This is a genomic window from Streptomyces sp. NPDC104226, assembly GCF_055584085.1.
The window spans coordinates 168,786-184,433 of sequence record NZ_JBVJMS010000011.1 but is presented as its reverse complement, the minus strand read 5'-3'; the positions used below and the strand labels follow the sequence as shown (position 1 = coordinate 184,433).

Annotated in this window: 17 protein-coding genes and 1 tRNA gene; 8 read left to right on the top strand and 10 right to left on the bottom strand. The window is 70.9% G+C overall.

Features of this window, described 5'->3' with window-relative positions; translation table 11 throughout:
* Window positions 1–68 precede the first annotated feature (68 nt).
* Window positions 69–863, bottom strand: coding sequence for an endonuclease III (nth, locus tag ACZ60J_RS31430; RefSeq protein WP_469687071.1), 795 nt, complete (start codon window positions 861–863; stop codon window positions 69–71).
* 398 nt (window positions 864–1,261) lie between these two features.
* Between nth and ACZ60J_RS31425 the strand changes: the two genes are divergently transcribed.
* Window positions 1,262–1,936, top strand: coding sequence for a Crp/Fnr family transcriptional regulator (locus ACZ60J_RS31425; protein WP_003981529.1), 675 nt, complete (start codon window positions 1,262–1,264; stop codon window positions 1,934–1,936).
* A 140-nt stretch (window positions 1,937–2,076) separates the two neighbouring features.
* On the top strand, window positions 2,077–2,934 hold the full coding sequence (locus ACZ60J_RS31420) for a nucleotidyltransferase domain-containing protein (protein WP_469687069.1): 858 nt from the start codon (window positions 2,077–2,079) through the stop codon (window positions 2,932–2,934).
* 19 nt (window positions 2,935–2,953) lie between these two features.
* Here the strand turns inward: ACZ60J_RS31420 and ACZ60J_RS31415 are convergent, their stop codons facing one another.
* From ACZ60J_RS31415 to ACZ60J_RS31395, 5 genes are all read right to left on the bottom strand, one after another.
* Entirely contained in the window at window positions 2,954–3,232 is a 279-nt protein-coding gene (locus tag ACZ60J_RS31415) for a hypothetical protein (RefSeq protein ID WP_469687067.1), read from the bottom strand.
* Window positions 3,229–4,074, bottom strand: coding sequence for an MBL fold metallo-hydrolase (locus tag ACZ60J_RS31410; protein WP_469687065.1), 846 nt, complete (start codon window positions 4,072–4,074; stop codon window positions 3,229–3,231). The genes ACZ60J_RS31415 and ACZ60J_RS31410 overlap by 4 nt, the downstream gene beginning before the upstream one ends.
* Window positions 4,071–5,027: an NUDIX hydrolase gene (locus tag ACZ60J_RS31405; RefSeq protein WP_469687063.1), complete on the bottom strand. Its 957-nt coding sequence runs from the start codon at window positions 5,025–5,027 to the stop codon at window positions 4,071–4,073. The genes ACZ60J_RS31410 and ACZ60J_RS31405 overlap by 4 nt, the downstream gene beginning before the upstream one ends.
* Window positions 5,028–5,347: 320 nt before the next feature.
* Window positions 5,348–5,821 carry a RidA family protein gene (locus tag ACZ60J_RS31400; RefSeq protein WP_469687061.1) on the bottom strand — a complete coding sequence of 158 codons (474 nt, stop codon included), beginning with the start codon at window positions 5,819–5,821 and terminating at the stop codon, window positions 5,348–5,350.
* Window positions 5,818–5,982: a DUF4177 domain-containing protein gene (locus ACZ60J_RS31395; protein ID WP_112447450.1), complete on the bottom strand. Its 165-nt coding sequence runs from the start codon at window positions 5,980–5,982 to the stop codon at window positions 5,818–5,820. The genes ACZ60J_RS31400 and ACZ60J_RS31395 overlap by 4 nt, the downstream gene beginning before the upstream one ends.
* Before the next feature lie 76 nt (window positions 5,983–6,058).
* Here ACZ60J_RS31395 and bagA point away from each other — a divergent pair, with 76 nt between their 5' ends.
* On the top strand, window positions 6,059–7,036 hold the full coding sequence (bagA, locus tag ACZ60J_RS31390; protein WP_469687059.1) for an ATPase BagA: 978 nt from the start codon (window positions 6,059–6,061) through the stop codon (window positions 7,034–7,036).
* On the top strand, window positions 7,033–8,385 hold the full coding sequence (gene bagB / locus ACZ60J_RS31385; protein ID WP_469687057.1) for an ATPase BagB: 1,353 nt from the start codon (window positions 7,033–7,035) through the stop codon (window positions 8,383–8,385). The genes bagA and bagB overlap by 4 nt, the downstream gene beginning before the upstream one ends.
* Before the next feature lie 28 nt (window positions 8,386–8,413).
* On the opposite strand, the gene ACZ60J_RS31380 is transcribed toward bagB, so the two are convergent.
* Window positions 8,414–8,764: a WhiB family transcriptional regulator gene (locus ACZ60J_RS31380; RefSeq protein WP_250745358.1), complete on the bottom strand. Its 351-nt coding sequence runs from the start codon at window positions 8,762–8,764 to the stop codon at window positions 8,414–8,416.
* 386 nt (window positions 8,765–9,150) lie between these two features.
* Between ACZ60J_RS31380 and ACZ60J_RS31375 the strand changes: the two genes are divergently transcribed.
* A complete protein-coding gene (locus ACZ60J_RS31375; RefSeq protein ID WP_469687055.1) occupies window positions 9,151–11,415 on the top strand; it encodes a transglycosylase domain-containing protein in 2,265 nt (754 codons plus the stop codon).
* 90 nt (window positions 11,416–11,505) lie between these two features.
* On the opposite strand, the gene ACZ60J_RS31370 is transcribed toward ACZ60J_RS31375, so the two are convergent.
* On the bottom strand, window positions 11,506–11,970 hold the full coding sequence (locus ACZ60J_RS31370) for a GatB/YqeY domain-containing protein (protein WP_469687053.1): 465 nt from the start codon (window positions 11,968–11,970) through the stop codon (window positions 11,506–11,508).
* A gap of 79 nt (window positions 11,971–12,049) precedes the next feature.
* Here ACZ60J_RS31370 and ACZ60J_RS31365 point away from each other — a divergent pair, with 79 nt between their 5' ends.
* The 3 genes from ACZ60J_RS31365 (at window position 12,050) to ACZ60J_RS31355 (ending at window position 13,819) form a co-directional block, all read left to right on the top strand.
* Window positions 12,050–12,988 carry a metallophosphoesterase gene (locus tag ACZ60J_RS31365; RefSeq protein WP_469687051.1) on the top strand — a complete coding sequence of 313 codons (939 nt, stop codon included), beginning with the start codon at window positions 12,050–12,052 and terminating at the stop codon, window positions 12,986–12,988.
* A 36-nt stretch (window positions 12,989–13,024) separates the two neighbouring features.
* Entirely contained in the window at window positions 13,025–13,705 is a 681-nt protein-coding gene (locus ACZ60J_RS31360) for a Pr6Pr family membrane protein (protein WP_469687049.1), read from the top strand.
* A gap of 40 nt (window positions 13,706–13,745) precedes the next feature.
* Window positions 13,746–13,819 (top strand) — tRNA-Pro (locus tag ACZ60J_RS31355).
* Between the two features lie 77 nt (window positions 13,820–13,896).
* On the opposite strand, the gene ACZ60J_RS31350 is transcribed toward ACZ60J_RS31355, so the two are convergent.
* Together ACZ60J_RS31350 and ACZ60J_RS31345 are read right to left on the bottom strand one after the other, a co-directional pair.
* Window positions 13,897–15,063, bottom strand: coding sequence for a site-specific integrase (locus ACZ60J_RS31350; RefSeq protein ID WP_469687047.1), 1,167 nt, complete (start codon window positions 15,061–15,063; stop codon window positions 13,897–13,899).
* Window positions 15,060–15,272, bottom strand: a complete 213-nt coding sequence (locus tag ACZ60J_RS31345; protein ID WP_469687045.1) for a helix-turn-helix domain-containing protein — start codon at window positions 15,270–15,272, stop codon at window positions 15,060–15,062. The genes ACZ60J_RS31350 and ACZ60J_RS31345 overlap by 4 nt, the downstream gene beginning before the upstream one ends.
* Window positions 15,273–15,648: the final 376 nt, after the last annotated feature.

The window sequence follows — 15,648 nt, the reverse complement described above, 5'->3', positions numbered from 1 at the left end:
CCCCACGCACCGCAGAACGCGGGGCGGGTACCGATTCGTTCCTTGCGGGTGCGGCTCCGGCGGCCGGCTCAGGCGCGGGCGGGCGCCGGGAGGCCCGGGTAGTCCGGGGGCGGGCTCAGGCGCTGGCCGGGCTGGCCGCCCTTCTCGTACTTCAGGAGCTTCGCCGCCTTCTCCGGGTCGGTCTCGCCCTCCCCGTAGGCCGGGCAGAGCGGTGCGATCGGGCAGGCCCCGCAGGCGGGCTTGCGGGAATGGCAGATCCGGCGGCCGTGGAAGACGACGCGGTGCGAGAGCATCGTCCACTCGCTCTTCGGGAAGATCGCGCAGATCTCCGCCTCGACCTTCTCCGGGTCCTCCTGCTCGGTCCACTTGAAGCGCCGCACCAGCCGGCCGAAGTGGGTGTCGACGGTGATCCCGGGGACTCCGAAGGCGTTGCCGAGGACCACGTTCGCCGTCTTGCGGCCCACGCCGGGGAGCGTCACCAGGTCCTCGATGCGGCCCGGCACCTCGCCGCCGAAGTTGTCGCGCAGCGCCTGCGAGAGGCCGAGCAGGGACTTGGCCTTGGCCCGGAAGAAGCCGGTCGGCCGGATGATCTCCTCCAGCGCCTCCGGATCGGCACCGGCCATGTCCTCGGGGGTCGGGTACGCGGCGAAGAGGGCCGGTGTCGTCTGGTTCACCCGCAGGTCGGTGGTCTGCGCGGAGAGGACGGTGGCGACCAGCAGCTCGAAGGGGTTGCGGAAGTCGAGCTCCGGGTGCGCGTACGGGTAGACCTCCGCCAGCTCACGGTTGATCCTGCGCGCCCGCCGCACCATCGCCAGATGGCTTTCCGGCTTCGCCCCGGCCTTCTTGACCTTGCTCTCTGCCATCCCCGAAGGCTACGCCGCACAGCCCTCCGCCCGTGGCCGGACGTGACCTCTGCCCGGCCGGGGTTTCTTGGCCCAAGTTTTGCCCTGAAACGGGGGTGACTGCTCCGGGAGGGCCCTCACCGGGGTATGTTCGCCCACGGCTGAATTTACTGTGGTCGTCACTCCCCCGGACCCCTTGGCCTGTGCTCTCACCGGCCTGTTGGACACCCGGCCGGTCCGTGACACGGGGGCGGCGACGGCCCCGGACCTCAGGTAACACCACCCCGATCCGCCTCTCGCCGCACAGCACACCCGTACGTCCGGCATCCTTGTGATGAACGTGATTGATCGCACTGTTTGAGCCGTCCGGCAAAATGGGGGAGCGATCCCCATGGCCGGTCGACATAGGAGAGAAACTCGTGGACGACGTACTGCGGCGTGCCCCGCTCTTCGCGGCGCTCGATGACGAGCAGGCCGCGGAGCTCCGCGCCTCCATGGGCGAGGTGACCCTCGCACGTGGTGACGCCCTGTTCCACGAGGGCGACCCCGGTGACCGGCTCTACGTCGTCACCGAGGGCAAGGTGAAGCTGCACCGCACCTCCCCCGACGGCCGCGAGAACATGCTGGCCGTCCTCGGCCCCGGAGAGCTGATCGGCGAGCTGTCGCTGTTCGACCCGGGCCCGCGCACCGCCACCGCCACCGCGCTGACCGAGGTCAAGCTGCTCGGTCTGGGTCACGGAGACCTCCAGCCCTGGCTGAACGCCCGGCCCGAGGTCGCGACCGCGCTGCTGCGCGCCGTCGCCCGGCGCCTGCGCAAGACCAACGACCAGATGTCCGACCTGGTCTTCTCCGACGTCCCGGGCCGCGTGGCCCGTGCGCTCCTCGACCTGTCGCGCCGCTTCGGCGTGCAGTCGGAAGAGGGCATCCACGTCGTGCACGACCTCACGCAGGAAGAGCTGGCCCAGCTCGTCGGCGCGTCGCGCGAGACCGTGAACAAGGCCCTGGCCGACTTCGCGGGCCGCGGATGGCTCCGCCTGGAGGCGCGTGCGGTGATCCTCCTGGACGTGGAGCGGCTCGCGAAGCGGTCCCGCTGACCTCCACCGTCTCCGTCAAGGGGTCCTGCCCGGCCGGGCGGGGCCCCTTTTCGCGTGCCTGCGGCGCCGTTGCGGGGGCTCCGCACCCGAACCCCCGCGCCTCTTCCGCCGACGGGGCCGGCATTGTGCACAGTGGACCCATGGAGCACAGAGGCCTCGACGCGTACGGCTACTTCGAGCGTGAAGGCTCGCTCGGGCAGGTGCAGACCGAGTTCCGGGAACTCGTCGCCGCCGCGCGGGAGCGGATCGCGGAGGCGTACGGCCGACGGCTGCACAGCGCCTACCTGTACGGGTCCGTGCCGCGCGGCACGGCCCGGCCCGGGCGGTCCGATCTCGACCTGCTCATCGCCCTGCACCACGCACCCGGCGAGGAGGACCGCGACACCACCGAGGCGCTGGCGCACGCCCTCGACGAGGAGTTCGCGGAGATCGACGGTGTCGGGATCCTGCTGTACGGCAAGGACCGGCTGCTGAGCGAGCAGGAACGATACGACCTGGGCTGGTTCCTCGCCTGCCTGTGCACCCCGCTGCTCGGCGCGGACCTGGCCGAGCACCTGCCCCGCTACCGGCCGGACGGCCTGCTCGCCCGCGAGACCAACGGCGACCTCGCCGAGCTGCTGCCCCGGGTGCGCGAGCGGATCCGGGCGGCGGCCACCCCGGAGGAGTACCGCAGGCTGTGCCGGGGCGTCTCCCGCCACCTCGTGCGGACCGGATTCACCCTCGTCATGCCGCGGTGGGGCGGCTGGACCAGCGACCTGACCGAGTCGGCGGAGGTGTTCGCGCAGTACTACCCCGAGCGCGCCGACCAGATGCGCGCCGCGGCCGCCGCCGCGCTGGACCCGGTCGCCGACCCGGCCGTGCTGCGCGCCTACGTCGAGGACCTCGGGCCGTGGCTCGCGGACGAGTACGCGGCCCGTCACGGCACGAAGTCGCCCCGCCCGGCGGCGCCCCGACCCGAGGCCTGCAGCGGGTCCCAGGGGCGCACGGGCCGGGCCTAGGCCGTCTCTTTCGGACCCCCTAGAGGGCCTCGACCGCCCGCTTCGCCTCCACCAGGCTCGCTCCGGTTGCTTCGCGGTAGGCCTTGATCGCCTCCACGGTGCGCCCCTCGGCGGCCAGCGCCCGTACGCCGTCCATCCCGGCCGGCTCCGGCTCCACGATGCCGAAGTGGTCCAGGAGGAGCCCGAGGCGCCGCTCCAGCCGGTCCGTCGCGCGCTCCATCTCCCTGATCCGCAAGGTCACCGCCGGAACGATCCAGCCGACGGCGGCGATCAGTGCGAAGAGCAGGACGAGCGTCATTCGGGGCCCCCTGGGATCAGTCCGTGATCTTGAAGGTACTCGAGCTGCGCCCGCACGGACCATTCGGCGGCCGGCCACAGCGACCGGTCCACGTCCGCGTAGACGTGGGCGACGACGGCCTCGGGGGTGGTCAGGCCGTTCTCCACCGCCGTCTCGACCTGCGCGAGGCGGTGGGCCCGGTGGGCGAGGTAGAACTCCACCGCGCCCTGCGCGTCGTCCAGGACCGGCCCGTGGCCCGGGAGCACCGTGTGGACCCCGTCGTCGACCGTCAGCGAGCGCAGCCGGCGCAGGGAGTCCAGGTAGTCGCCGAGCCGCCCGTCGGGGTGCGCGACCACGGTGGTGCCGCGCCCCAGGATGGTGTCCCCGGTCAGGACCGCACGGTCGGCCGGCAGGTGGAAGCAGAGCGAGTCCGAGGTGTGTCCGGGTGTCGGCACCACGCGCAGTTCCAGACCGCCCGTGCGGATGACGTCCCCGGCCGCCAGGCCCTCGTCGCCCAGGCGCAGGGCCGGGTCCAGGGCGCGCACCTTCGTCCGGGTCAGCTCGGCGAAGCGGGCCGCGCCCTCCGCGTGGTCGGGGTGTCCGTGGGTGAGGAGGGTGAGCGCGACCCGCTTGCCCTCCTTCTCGGCGGCGTCGATCACCGCGCGCAGGTGTACGTCGTCCAGCGGGCCCGGGTCGATCACCACGGCCAGGTCGGAGCCGGGCTCGGAGACCAGCCAGGTGTTGGTGCCGTCGAGGGTCATCGCGGAGGCGTTCGGGGCCAGGACGTTCACCGCACGGGCGGTGGCGGGCCCGGAGACGACCACTCCGCGGGGCTGGCCGGGCAGGGCGGCGGCGTCGGTCATGCGGAGGCTCCTCCCGGGTTCGCGGGGCCGGGCTCCGCGGGGCCGGGCTCCGCCGCGCCCGGCTGCGTCAGGCGGACCCGCTTGGTGAACTCGTCGTGGCCCGGCCAGCTGAGCACGAGCTCCCCGCCCTCCAGGGCGGCCCGGGCGAGCACCGGGGTCAGGTCCTGGGACCCGGCCGCGGCGAGGGCCTCGGCGGGGCTCCCGTACGGCTCCAGGGAGCGCAGGGTGGTGATGGTGGGCGGCATCATCAGCAGCTCGCCCTTGTCGTAGCCGGCGGCGGCGTCGGCGGGGCGGATCCAGACCGTGCGGTCGGCCTCGGTGGAGGCGTTGCGGGTGCGCTGGCCTTCGGGGAGGGCCGCGACGAAGAACCAGGTGTCGTACCGGCGCGGCTCGAACTCCGGGGTGATCCAGCGGGCCCACGCGCCGAGCAGATCCGAGCGCAGGACCAGGCCCCGGCGGTCGAGGAACTCGGCGAAGGACAGCTCACGGGCGACCAGGGCCGCGCGGGCGGCCTCCCAGTCCTCGCCGGTGGTGTCCCCGACGACGGTGTCCGCGGACTCGCCCGCGAGCAGGACCCCGGCCTCCTCGAAGGTCTCGCGGACGGCTCCGCAGACGATCGCCTGGGCGGTGGCGGGGTCGGTGCCCATCCGCTCGGCCCACTCGGCGCGGCTCGGGCCGGCCCAGCCGATGCGGTGGTCCTCGTCGCGGGGGTCCACGCCGCCGCCGGGGTACGCGTAGGCGCCTCCGGCGAAGGCCATCTCGGCCCGGCGGCGCAGCATGTGCACGGCGGGGCCGTCGGGGGTGTCGCGCAGCAGCATCACGGTGGCGGCGCGCCGGGGTTCCGTCGGGACGAGGGCGCCGTCCGCGAGGGCGCGGATCCGGTCGGGCCACTCCGGCGGGTACCACTGACCTCCGGCGGAGGTCTCTTGCTGACCGTACTGACCATTCGGCATGGCGGGATGCTACGGCCATCCGGGCCGATGTTCGAGGGGTGTCCTTGTTGCACGCGCTGCGGGGGGGGCGGGCCCGGCTGCGGATGTGCCGCTGCGCGGCGCGGAGTCCCCTACCCGCCCTTCCACCGTTCCCCGGGCGCCGCCCGGACCCCGGTCCTCAAGCGCCGGACGGGCTGGAGGGGGGTACCGGGCTGCGCCCGGACCCCCCTGGGGCTCCGCCCCGGACCCCGGTCCTCGAACGCCGGACGGCTGAAAGACCGGGCCCCGGTCCTCGAACGCCGGACGGCTGGAGAGGCTCCGGAGCGGGGCGGACCGGAGGATCAGGCTCCCGGGACCAGTTCGACCTGGATCTCGACCTCGACCGGGGCGTCCAGCGGGAGGACCGCCACGCCGACCGCGCTGCGGGCGTGGACGCCCTTGTCGCCGAGGACGGCGCCCAGCAGCTCGCTCGCGCCGTTCAGCACGCCCGGCTGGGCGGTGAAGTCGGGGGCGGAGGCGACGAAGCCCACCACCTTCACGACGCGCGCGATCTTGTCGAGGTCGCCGACGACGGACTTCACCGCGGCGAGCGCGTTCAGCGCGCAGGTCGCGGCCAGTTCCTTGGCCTGCTCTGCCGAGACCTCGGCGCCGACCTTGCCGGTGACCGGCAGGTTGCCCTTGACCATCGGGAGCTGGCCCGCGGTGTACACGTAGGCACCCGACCGCACGGCCGGCTGGTACGTGGCCAGCGGCGGGACGACCTCGGGCAGGGTCAGGCCGAGTTCGGCCAGCCGCGCCTCGACGACTCCGCTCATGCCGCCTTCTCCCGCTTCAGGTAGGCCACGAGCTGCTCGGGGTTGTTCGGTCCGGGGACGACCTGGACGAGCTCCCAGCCGTCCTCGCCCCAGGTGTCGAGGATCTGCTTGGTGGCGTGGACCAGCAGCGGGACGGTCGCGTATTCGAACTTCTTGGTCATGGGAGCGAGCGTAGTGCCTGCCGTGCGGGGCCCCGCCACCACCGCCGCCGCCCGGGAGGAATTAGGCTCGGGCCCTGTGAGCAGGCTCCAGGTGGTCAGCGGCAAGGGCGGCACCGGCAAGACCACGGTCGCCGCGGCACTCGCGCTCGCCCTCGCACGCGAGGGCAGGCGGACTCTTCTGGTGGAGGTCGAGGGCAGGCAGGGCCTCGCCCAGGTCTTCGGGGCGGAGGCGCTCCCCTACGAGGACCGGAAGATCGCGGTCGCCTCGGGCGGCGGGGAGGTCTACGCGCTCGCCATCGACGCGGAGCGGGCGCTCCTGGACTACCTCCAGATGTTCTACAAGCTCGGCTCGGCCGGACGCGCCCTCAAGAAGCTCGGCGCCATCGACTTCGCGACGACCATCGCGCCGGGCCTGCGGGACGTCCTCCTGACGGGCAAGGCCTGCGAGGCGGTCCGGCGCAAGGACAAGGCCGGCCGGTTCGTCTACGACCACGTGGTCATGGACGCTCCGCCGACCGGCCGGATCACCCGCTTCCTGAACGTCAACGACGAGGTGGCGGGCCTGGCCCGGTTCGGGCCGATCCACAACCAGGCGCAGGCCGTCATGAAGGTGCTCAAGTCCCCCGAGACGGCCGTGCACCTGGTCACCCTGCTGGAGGAGATGCCGGTCCAGGAGACCGCCGACGGGATCGCCGAGCTCCGGCAGGCGGGTCTGCCGGTGGGCCGGGTCATCGTGAACATGGTCCGGCCGCACCACCTCGACGAGGACGCCCTGCGCGCCGCCGGCGAGAGCCGCTCCGAGGTCTCCCGGGCGCTGTCCCGGGCCGGCCTCGGCAGCGCCCGGCGCGGCGGACCGGCCGAACGGCTCGTGGACCCCCTGCTCGCGCAGGCCTCGGAGCACGCGAGCCGGGTGGAGCTGGAGCGCGCCCAGCGCACCGTACTGGCGGGGCTGGACGTGCCGACGTACGAACTCCCCCTGCTCGGCGCGGGGATGGATCTGGCCGGGCTCTACGGGCTCGCCGCGGAGCTGCGGAAGCAGGTGGGCGAGGAATGAGCGAGGCCCGGACCATGGAGGCGACGATGGACGCTCCCCCGCGGCTGGACGTCGACCGGCTGCTGGACGACCGGCAGACCCGGATCATCGTGTGCTGCGGGGCGGGCGGGGTCGGCAAGACCACCACCGCCGCGGCGCTCGGGGTACGGGCGGCCGAGCGCGGGCGCAAGGTGGTCGTGCTGACCATCGACCCGGCACGCAGGCTGGCCCAGTCGATGGGGATCGACTCGCTCGACAACACCCCGCGCGAGGTCAAGGGGGTCGAGGGCTCCGGGGGCGGCGAACTGCACGCCATGATGCTCGACATGAAGCGGACCTTCGACGAGATCGTCGAGGGCCACTCCGACCCCGAGCGGGCGCAGGCCATCCTCGCCAACCCCTTCTACCAGTCCCTGTCGGCCGGCTTCGCGGGCACGCAGGAGTACATGGCGATGGAGAAGCTGGGGCAGCTGCGGGCCCGGGACGACTGGGACCTGATCGTGGTGGACACCCCGCCGAGCCGGTCCGCGCTGGACTTCCTGGACGCGCCGGGGCGCCTGGGGTCCTTCCTGGACGGGAAGTTCATCCGGGTGCTGATGGCTCCGGCGAAGGTGGGCGGCCGGGCTGGGATGAAGTTCCTCAATGTCGGCATGTCGATGATGACGGGCACGCTGAGCAAGCTGATGGGTGCCTCGCTGCTGAAGGACGTGCAGACCTTCGTGGCCGCCATGGACACCATGTTCGGCGGCTTCCGCACCCGCGCGGACGCGACCTTCCAGCTCCTCCAGGCTCCCGGTACGGCCTTCCTCGTGGTCTCCGCGCCCGAACCGGACGCGCTGCGCGAGGCCGCGTACTTCGTGGAGCGGCTGGCCGCGGAGCGGATGCCGCTGGCCGGGCTCGTACTGAACCGGGTGCACGGCAGTGACGCCGGACAGCTCTCCGCGGAGCGGGCGTTGGCCGCTGCGGAGAATCTTGAAGAGGGCGGCATTGTGGATCAGGAGTCCGGGAAAGCTGGACTTCGTGACTCCACGGAGACCACCCCCGAAGCGGAGACCGACCCCGACCCGGAGACCGATGGCGACCCGGAGACCGACCCCGATGCCCGCGCGGAGCGAGAGACCGGCGCCGACACCGTAGACGCCGCCGGCGCGGACGCCGACGTGGACGTGATCACTGCAGGACTGCTGCGCCTGCATGCGGAGCGCATGCAGGTCATCGCGCGCGAACAGCGCACGCGCGACCGCTTCACCTCGCTGCATCCCGAGGTGGCGGTGACCGAAGTGGCCGCCCTGCCCGGCGACGTACACGACCTCGCCGGGCTGCGGGCCATCGGAGAGCGACTCGCGGCCGGGGTTCCGGCCGGAGCGTAGGCGTTCCTACGACGGGTGCCCAGGTGGTCTACCCGGCTGCCGCGTACGTCTCGTACGGAACACCGATCTCCTCGTCGTCATCCATGGTGAGGATGCCCGTACTGCGTTCGTACTCCGTGCGTGCGGTTTCGAGCAGTCGCCTCCACGAGGTGACGGTGGGACGCCGGCGCAGCAGCGCACGTCGTTCCCGCTCGGTCATTCCGCCCCACACGCCGAACTCGACACGATTGTCGAGCGCGTCGGCCAGGCACTCGGTCCGCACCGGACATCCGGTGCACACCGCCTTGGCCCTGTTCTGTGCCGCTCCTTGAACGAACAGTTCATCCGGATCGGTAGTGCGGCAGGCTGCCTGCGCACTCCAGTCGGTAACCCAGCCCATCCCGGCGCCGTCCTCTCCCGAATCGAGGCTCCCCCACGGCGGTAGCGGCATATTCACCGCTGCCAGTTGAGGACGTTACGGAAGGTGGGCACAGTGCAACACCCCCGACGGGCCCAATCTTGAATGGTCCGAACGGACTATGGGTAAGCGGCAGATCACCCGACGGAGTGATCGTGCGACATGCCCGACCATTCCGGCGATTTGGGTGAAATCGGCGGGGCATGCTGATCACAGGAGGCGAGATTCGGACATGCGTCCACCCCATTCGGGAAGGGTGAAAAACAAGCCGAGGGGTTGATGTCCCACCGCACTGCTGTGACAGTTGGGGACAGCTTAGGCCAAGGCATTCGCGCGTGTCCGGCGAATGAGAACGTAGGCTGCCCTCTATGGGAAAGAAGCGCTCGGGCGGCGGGCTCACGGGGCCACAGCAGGCCGCCAAGTTCCTCGGTGTGTCCGTTCTCTCCGGAGTTGTCCTCGCGGGCATCGCGATCCCGGGCGCCGGCGCCCTGGGGCTCGCGGCCAAGGGCACGGTCGAAGGGTTCGATGAGATCCCGGCCAATCTCAAGACACCTCCGTTGAGCCAGCGCACCACGATCCTGGACTCAGAGGGTGGCTTGATCGCCACGGTCTATTCGCGTGACCGGCAGGTGGTCCCGATCACGGCCATCTCCCCGTACATGCAGAAGGCCATCGTCGCGATCGAGGACTCCCGTTTCTACGAGCACGGCGCGGTCGACCTCAAGGGCATCCTGCGTGCGGTCAACCGCAATGCCCAGGAGGGCGGCGCGGCCCAGGGCGCCTCGACGCTGACGCAGCAGTACGTGAAGAACGTCTTCGTCGAGGAAGCCGGCGACGACGAGACGAAGGTGCGCGAGGCACAGGAGAAGAGCCTCGGACGCAAGATCCGCGAGCTGAAGTACTCGATCCAGGTCGAGGAGGAGCTCGGGAAACAGAAGATCCTCGAGAACTACCTCAACATCACGTACTTCGGCCAGCAGGCGTACGGAATCGAATCCGCGGCCCAGCGCTACTTCAGCAAGCCCGCCAAGGACCTGACCCTGGACGAGGCGGCGATGCTGGCGGGCGTGGTGCAGTCGCCGAGCCGGTACGACCCGGTGAACGACTCGCAGGAAGCGACGAAGCGCCGCAACATCGTCCTCCAGCGCATGGCCGACGTGAAGAACATTTCGCAGGCCGAGGCGGATGCGGCGAAGGCGAAGCCGCTCCAGCTGAAGGTGACCAAGCCGAAGAACGGCTGCATCACCGCGGTCAAGGGCGCCGGCTTCTTCTGCGACTTCGTGCGCAACACCTTCCTCGACGACACCGCCTTCGGAAAGACCCGCGAGGAGCGGGCCAAGGTCTGGAACCAGGGCGGCCTCACGGTCCGCACGACCCTGGACCCGCAGTCGCAGGACTCCGTCAACGAGTCCATCAAGGACCACGTGGACCAGGACGACAAGGTCGCGACGGCCGTCACCCTCGTCCAGCCCGGCACCGGGCGGGTCCTCGCCATGGGCCAGTCCAAGCCGTACGGCTTCGGCAAGAACGAGACCCAGATCAACTTCTCGGTGGACAAGAAGATGGGCGGCTCGAACTTCGGCTTCCCGACCGGCTCCACCTTCAAGGCGTTCGTCGCGGCCGCCGCCCTCGAAGGCGGCCTGCCGCCTACGAAGATGTACCAGTCCCCGTACGACATGGACTACCCGAGCCCCGTGCGGACCTGCGGCGACAAGCCCTGGGTCAACACCGACCGGGCCAAGGTGGAGAACGAGACCGAGTCCGAGGTCGGCCCGTACGGGATGAAGGAGGCGATGGCCAAGTCGGTCAACACCTACTTCGTGGAGATGATCTCCGAGGTGGGCCTGTGCCCCGTCACCGAGATGACCACCAAGCTCGGCGTGATCCCGGCCAACGGCGCCAAGCTCCCCGAGGTCCCGGCCATCGCCCTCGGCAGTGAGGGCATGTCCCCGCTGACCATGGCCAACGCCTACGCCACCTTCGCCAACCGCGGCGTCTACTGCACCCCGGTCTCCATCGAGTCGATCACCGACGCGCACGGCAAGGCGCTGACCGTCCCGAAGTCCAAGTGCGGCCGCGCGATGAGCGAGCGGACCGCCGACACCATCAACACGCTGCTGCTCGGCGTGGTCGACTCCGGTACGGGCCAGCAGTCGGGTCTGACCGACCGGCAGAGCGCGGGCAAGACGGGTACCACCGACAGCCGCTACAACGCCTGGTTCGTCGGCTACACCCCGAACATGTCCGGCGCGACCTGGGTCGGCTCCGGCGGCGCCAAGCAGGTGTCGATGGAGAACATCACCATCGGCGGCCAGTACTACGACAAGGTCTTCGGCGGTGGCCTGCCCGGCCCGATCTGGAAGCAGGCGGTCTCCGGGGCGCTCTCCGGCCGCGAGGCCCCCAGCTTCAGCACCGTGAACATCCCCGACACCCCGAGCCCGACCCCCGGCGCCAAGCCCAGCGGCAAGCCCAACAAGCCCAACAAGCCCGGCCGCGACGGCAAGCCCGGCGACGGGCGGCCCAACGGCGGCACCGCGGCCGGCCCGACCGGCGGGAACACGGGCGGCACGGGCGGGGACGACCCGCTCGCCGGGATCACGATCCCGCCGGGGATCATCGGCGGCCGCGACTAGGCGGCGTAGCGACACAGAAGAGAAGAGGGCCCCCGCCAGATCCGCATCCGGATCCGGCGGGGGCCCTCCCCGTTTCCCGTACGGGACCGTCTACTGGGACAGCTGCTTCTTGACGGAGGCGGCGACGCGCCCGCCGTCCGCCAGACCGGCGACCTTCGGGTTCACGATCTTCATCACGGCGCCCATGGCCCGCGGCCCCTCGGCACCCGCCGCCCTGGCCTCCTCGACGGCCTGCGCCACGATCGCGTCGAGCTCGGCCTCGCCGAGCTGCTTCGGAAGGTAGGTGTCGAGGAACTCGCCCTCGGCGGTCTCCCGCGCGGCCTGCTCGGCACGGCCACCCCGCGCGAAGGCATCAGCGGCCTCGCGGCGCTTCTTCGCCTCCTTGGCGATCACCTTGAGGACTTCCTCGTCGGAGAGCACACGGGCTTCCTCGCCCGCGACCTCCTGGTTGGTGATGGCGGAGAGGGTCAGGCGCAGCGTGGACGAGGCGAGCTCGTTGCGCGCGCGGATGGCGGTGGTGAGGTCTTCCTGGAGCTTGGCCTTGAGCGTGGTCATGCCCCGAGTCTGCCAGGTAGGGGCCCTTCGGCGCCCGCCGGTTTCCCGGCGGGCTTGCCGGGTCTGCGAACATATGGGCATGCGTGCGCGTTACGGAGTACCCCTGAAGGTCACCGCCGGTATCGCCGCGGCCGGGGCCGCCGGTCTGGCCTATGCCGCCGGTTTCGAAGCGCGGTCCTTCCGCCTGCGCCGGGTCACGGTCCCCGTGCTCCCGCAAGGAATGCGCCCGTTGCGCGTCCTGCAGGTCTCGGACATCCACATGGTCGGCGGGCAGCGCAAGAAGCGAGCCTGGCTGCAGTCGCTCGCCGGGCTGCGCCCCGACCTCGTGGTGAACACGGGCGACAACCTCTCCGACACGGAGGGCGTGCCGGAAGTACTCGACGCGCTCGGCCCGTTGATGGACTTCCCCGGCGTGTACGTCTTCGGCTCGAACGACTACTACGGCCCCCGGCTGCGCAATCCCGGCCGCTACCTGCTGGAGAAGGCCCAGGGCCGGCACGGGCTGAACGGCAACGCACCGGTCGTCGGGGCCGTCCACAACCCGTGGGAGGGAATGCGGGACGCCTTCGACGCGGCCGGCTGGCTCAACCTCACCAACACCCGCGGCCGGCTGAAGCTCGACGGGCTGGAGCTGGCCTTCACCGGCCTGGACGACCCGCACATCAAGCGCGACCGGTACGCGAAGGTCGCGGGCGGGCCGGAGGCGGACGCGGACTTCTCGATGGCCGTCGTCCACGCCCCGTACCTGCGCGTCCTCGAATCCTTCACCGCCGACCGGTACCCGCTGATCCTGGCCGGGCACACGCACGGCGGGCAGCTGTGCATCCCCTTCTACGGGGCGCTCGTCACCAACTGCGACCTGGACACCAAGCGGGTGAAGGGCCTCTCCACCCACGAGACGCAGGGCCACCGCTCCTACCTCCACGTATCGGCGGGCTGCGGCACCAACCGCTACACCCCGGTGCGCTTCGCGTGCCCGCCCGAGGCGACACTGCTGACACTGACCCCGAAGGCCTGACGGCACGGCGCGCCCGGCGTCCAGTACGTTGACCGGATGATCACATCCGCCCCGGTTCGTGCCGCCTTCCGCGCGCTGATCGCACTCGCGGCCCTCACCGGCGTCGTCATCGACTGCACCCTGGGCAACCCGCTCGTGGCCCTGAGCTTCTTCACGATCTGGACGAACATCCTGGTGGCGGTCGCCTACGGGATCTCGGCCGCCCGAGCCTGGCAGCGCCGCCCGGACCTCGACCCGCTGGTGCGGGGCGGGGTCCTGCTGTTCATCCTGATCACCGGCCTGGTCTTCCACCTCCTCCTCGCCAACCCGGCCAGCCCCTTCAACGTGGTCGACGCGCTGAACGACCTGACCGGCGCCCGAGCGGTCTCCAACCAGCTCCTCCACACGGTCACCCCGATCGGCGCGGCGCTGGACTTCCTCTTCCTCACACCCCCGCGCACCCTGCGCCCGCGACACGCCGCGCAGTGGCTGGCGTACCCCCTGCTCTACGTGACCTTCGCGCTGGTCCGCGGCGCCCTGCTCTCCCCCGACGTCCCGACCCGGTACACGTACCCCTTCATCGACGCCGCCCAGTACGGCTACGCCCGGGTCGCCCTGAACGCGGTGGTCCTGGGCCTGGCCTTCTACGCCCTGGGCCTCGCCCTGGTCGCGGCGGACCGCTACCGCCCGCCCCGCGAAAACCGGATTTCGTCTCCGGCCGAGGGTCCGCTAAAGTAATCGATGTCGCCAGGGCAGCAAGCGCTGCAAGGGTGGACATCGGGGTGTAGCGCAGCTTGGCAGCGCGCTTCGTTCGGGACGAAGAGGTCGTGGGTTCAAATCCCGCCACCCCGACTTCGTAAGACCAGGTGAGAGCCGGTACAGAGCAATCTGTACCGGCTCTCTCTGCGTCTGGGTGACTAACTGAGTGACTACGGCTTCCGAGCGTCCTTGAAGATCTCGTCCATGGCCGTCGCTCCGGTCTGGATCACGGGCCGGATCTGCTTCCGGTAGACCGCCTCGGTGACGGCCGTCCCGGAGTGCCCGACGAGCCGGGAGATCTCTTCGAGCGGGACCCCGCTGTCGGAGAGCAGGGACACAAAGCTGTGCCGCAGCTCCCTCGGCGTCCACTCCTTCGCGTCGACCCCCTCGGCACCGGTGATCGCCTGCCGGAAGGCGCGCCGGACGTTGGTCGAGTCCAGCTCGGTCCCGGTCGCGGAGGAGAAGACGAGCCCCTTCTCCGTCCACTGCTCACCCGCGGCGAGCCGGTCCCAGCCCTGCGCCTCGAACTGCTGCCAGAGCGCATCCACGCACCGCGCCGGCAGGGCGATCGTCCGGCGCGACTTCTTGGTCTTCGTGTCCCCCGTGGACCGGACCGACCTCCACACCGCAATGTGCGGCGGCACGGGCGGCACCGCGGTGAGGTCCCCCTTCAGGAAGACGTGGTCCCAGGTGAGCGCCCGCATCTCCTCCGTCCGAGCACCGGTAAGCAGGGCCACCACGATGTACGCGTAGGCGGACGTCCCCTCGGCGGCCTTGAGCACAGCCTCAGCCTCGGCGAGGCGGAGAGCTTTCGATGGCCGACCGGGCTGGCCCGTCGGGATGGCGCACAGCTCCACGATGTTCCGCTTCACCTTGTCCCGGACCATGGCCCGCTTCACGGATCGGTTCAGGCACGAGTGGATCGCCTGAAGGGTCCGGGTGCTCAGCGTCTTGGCCTTCGTCGCCAACCACTTGTCGACGTCCTCCCCGCTCAGCTCCCGAAGCTTCCGGGCTCCGAGTGCGGGGATCACGTGCGTCCGGCTCAGCGAGGTGCACGCGGCCACGGTCCTCACGTCGCGGCCGGCCAACCCGTACATAAGCCAGTCGTCCACCGCGTTCGCCACGGTGTAGTTGGTCGGCGCGACGGCCAACCCGTCCTCGTGGTCGCGGAGCACCTCCTTGAGCTTGTTCTTGGCCTCGGTCTTGGTCTTGCCGCTCCCCTTCCGCACGACGCGCTTCCCGCTCGCGTCGAAGCCCAGGGTCACGGTGGCGATCCACCGCTGCCGCGACTCGTCCCAGTGGAGACCACCGTCTCCCCTGCTGCGGCGCTTGGTCACTTACTCTCTCCTGCCTCGCGCTCCAGGAGCGCGACGTACTCGTTGATGGCGGATCGGGTGATTCGTCGTGCCCGGCCTTCGTTGACGCTGCGGAGACGGCCGGAGCGGATCAGTTCGTAGATGACGGAGCGGCTCATGCTCAGGGCCTGCACGGCGGCTTCGACCTTGAGCAGTACCGGCTCCACCGGCGGGGTGATCGTGGCGCTCACTCGTGCTCCTCCGAGTCTTGAGGGTGGCGGTGTCCTGCGGGCCTCGGGCGTAGCGGTGCCGGGGCAGGGCCCGCGTGTGTCCGAGGTGGGGATTTCTGCGTCACCGCGTCGCCTATGTCATTCGCGGCGCTGACCTGCGGGTTTCGGTGACGGTGGGGGCCGGTCGTGTGTCACCGGGCTGTGTCACCGTCACCGGGGTGACGCGGGGGCGGTGACGTGGGTGACGCGTGATGACGTAGCCGTTGGCCGTTGCGTCACCGGTGTTGCCACAGGTCACGGGCGGTTTGGGGGCCGTGGGTGACATTGGTGACGCAGGTTCTCTTCTCTTAGGAAAAAGAAGGGGTGGTGTCTGTTGTGGTGCGGTGCATCTTCGAAC

Bases quoted from the DNA above. Each gene is read 5' to 3' on its own strand.
- ACZ60J_RS31370 (WP_469687053.1), bottom strand. From the start codon at position 11,970: ATGACCACGCTCAAGGCCAAGCTCCAGGAAGACCTCACCACCGCCATC.
- ACZ60J_RS31395 (WP_112447450.1), bottom strand. From the start codon at position 5,982: ATGACCAAGAAGTTCGAATACGCGACCGTCCCGCTGCTGGTCCACGCC.
- nth (WP_469687071.1), bottom strand. From the start codon at position 863: ATGGCAGAGAGCAAGGTCAAGAAGGCCGGGGCGAAGCCGGAAAGCCAT.
- ACZ60J_RS31410 (WP_469687065.1), bottom strand. From the start codon at position 4,074: ATGACCGACGCCGCCGCCCTGCCCGGCCAGCCCCGCGGAGTGGTCGTC.
- ACZ60J_RS31415 (WP_469687067.1), bottom strand. From the start codon at position 3,232: ATGACGCTCGTCCTGCTCTTCGCACTGATCGCCGCCGTCGGCTGGATC.
- ACZ60J_RS31360 (WP_469687049.1), top strand. From the start codon at position 13,025: ATGATCACATCCGCCCCGGTTCGTGCCGCCTTCCGCGCGCTGATCGCA.
- ACZ60J_RS31380 (WP_250745358.1), bottom strand. From the start codon at position 8,764: ATGGGCTGGGTTACCGACTGGAGTGCGCAGGCAGCCTGCCGCACTACC.
- bagB (WP_469687057.1), top strand. From the start codon at position 7,033: ATGAGCGAGGCCCGGACCATGGAGGCGACGATGGACGCTCCCCCGCGG.
- ACZ60J_RS31420 (WP_469687069.1), top strand. From the start codon at position 2,077: ATGGAGCACAGAGGCCTCGACGCGTACGGCTACTTCGAGCGTGAAGGC.
- ACZ60J_RS31365 (WP_469687051.1), top strand. From the start codon at position 12,050: ATGCGTGCGCGTTACGGAGTACCCCTGAAGGTCACCGCCGGTATCGCC.
- ACZ60J_RS31375 (WP_469687055.1), top strand. From the start codon at position 9,151: ATGGGAAAGAAGCGCTCGGGCGGCGGGCTCACGGGGCCACAGCAGGCC.
- ACZ60J_RS31400 (WP_469687061.1), bottom strand. From the start codon at position 5,821: ATGAGCGGAGTCGTCGAGGCGCGGCTGGCCGAACTCGGCCTGACCCTG.
- ACZ60J_RS31405 (WP_469687063.1), bottom strand. From the start codon at position 5,027: ATGCCGAATGGTCAGTACGGTCAGCAAGAGACCTCCGCCGGAGGTCAG.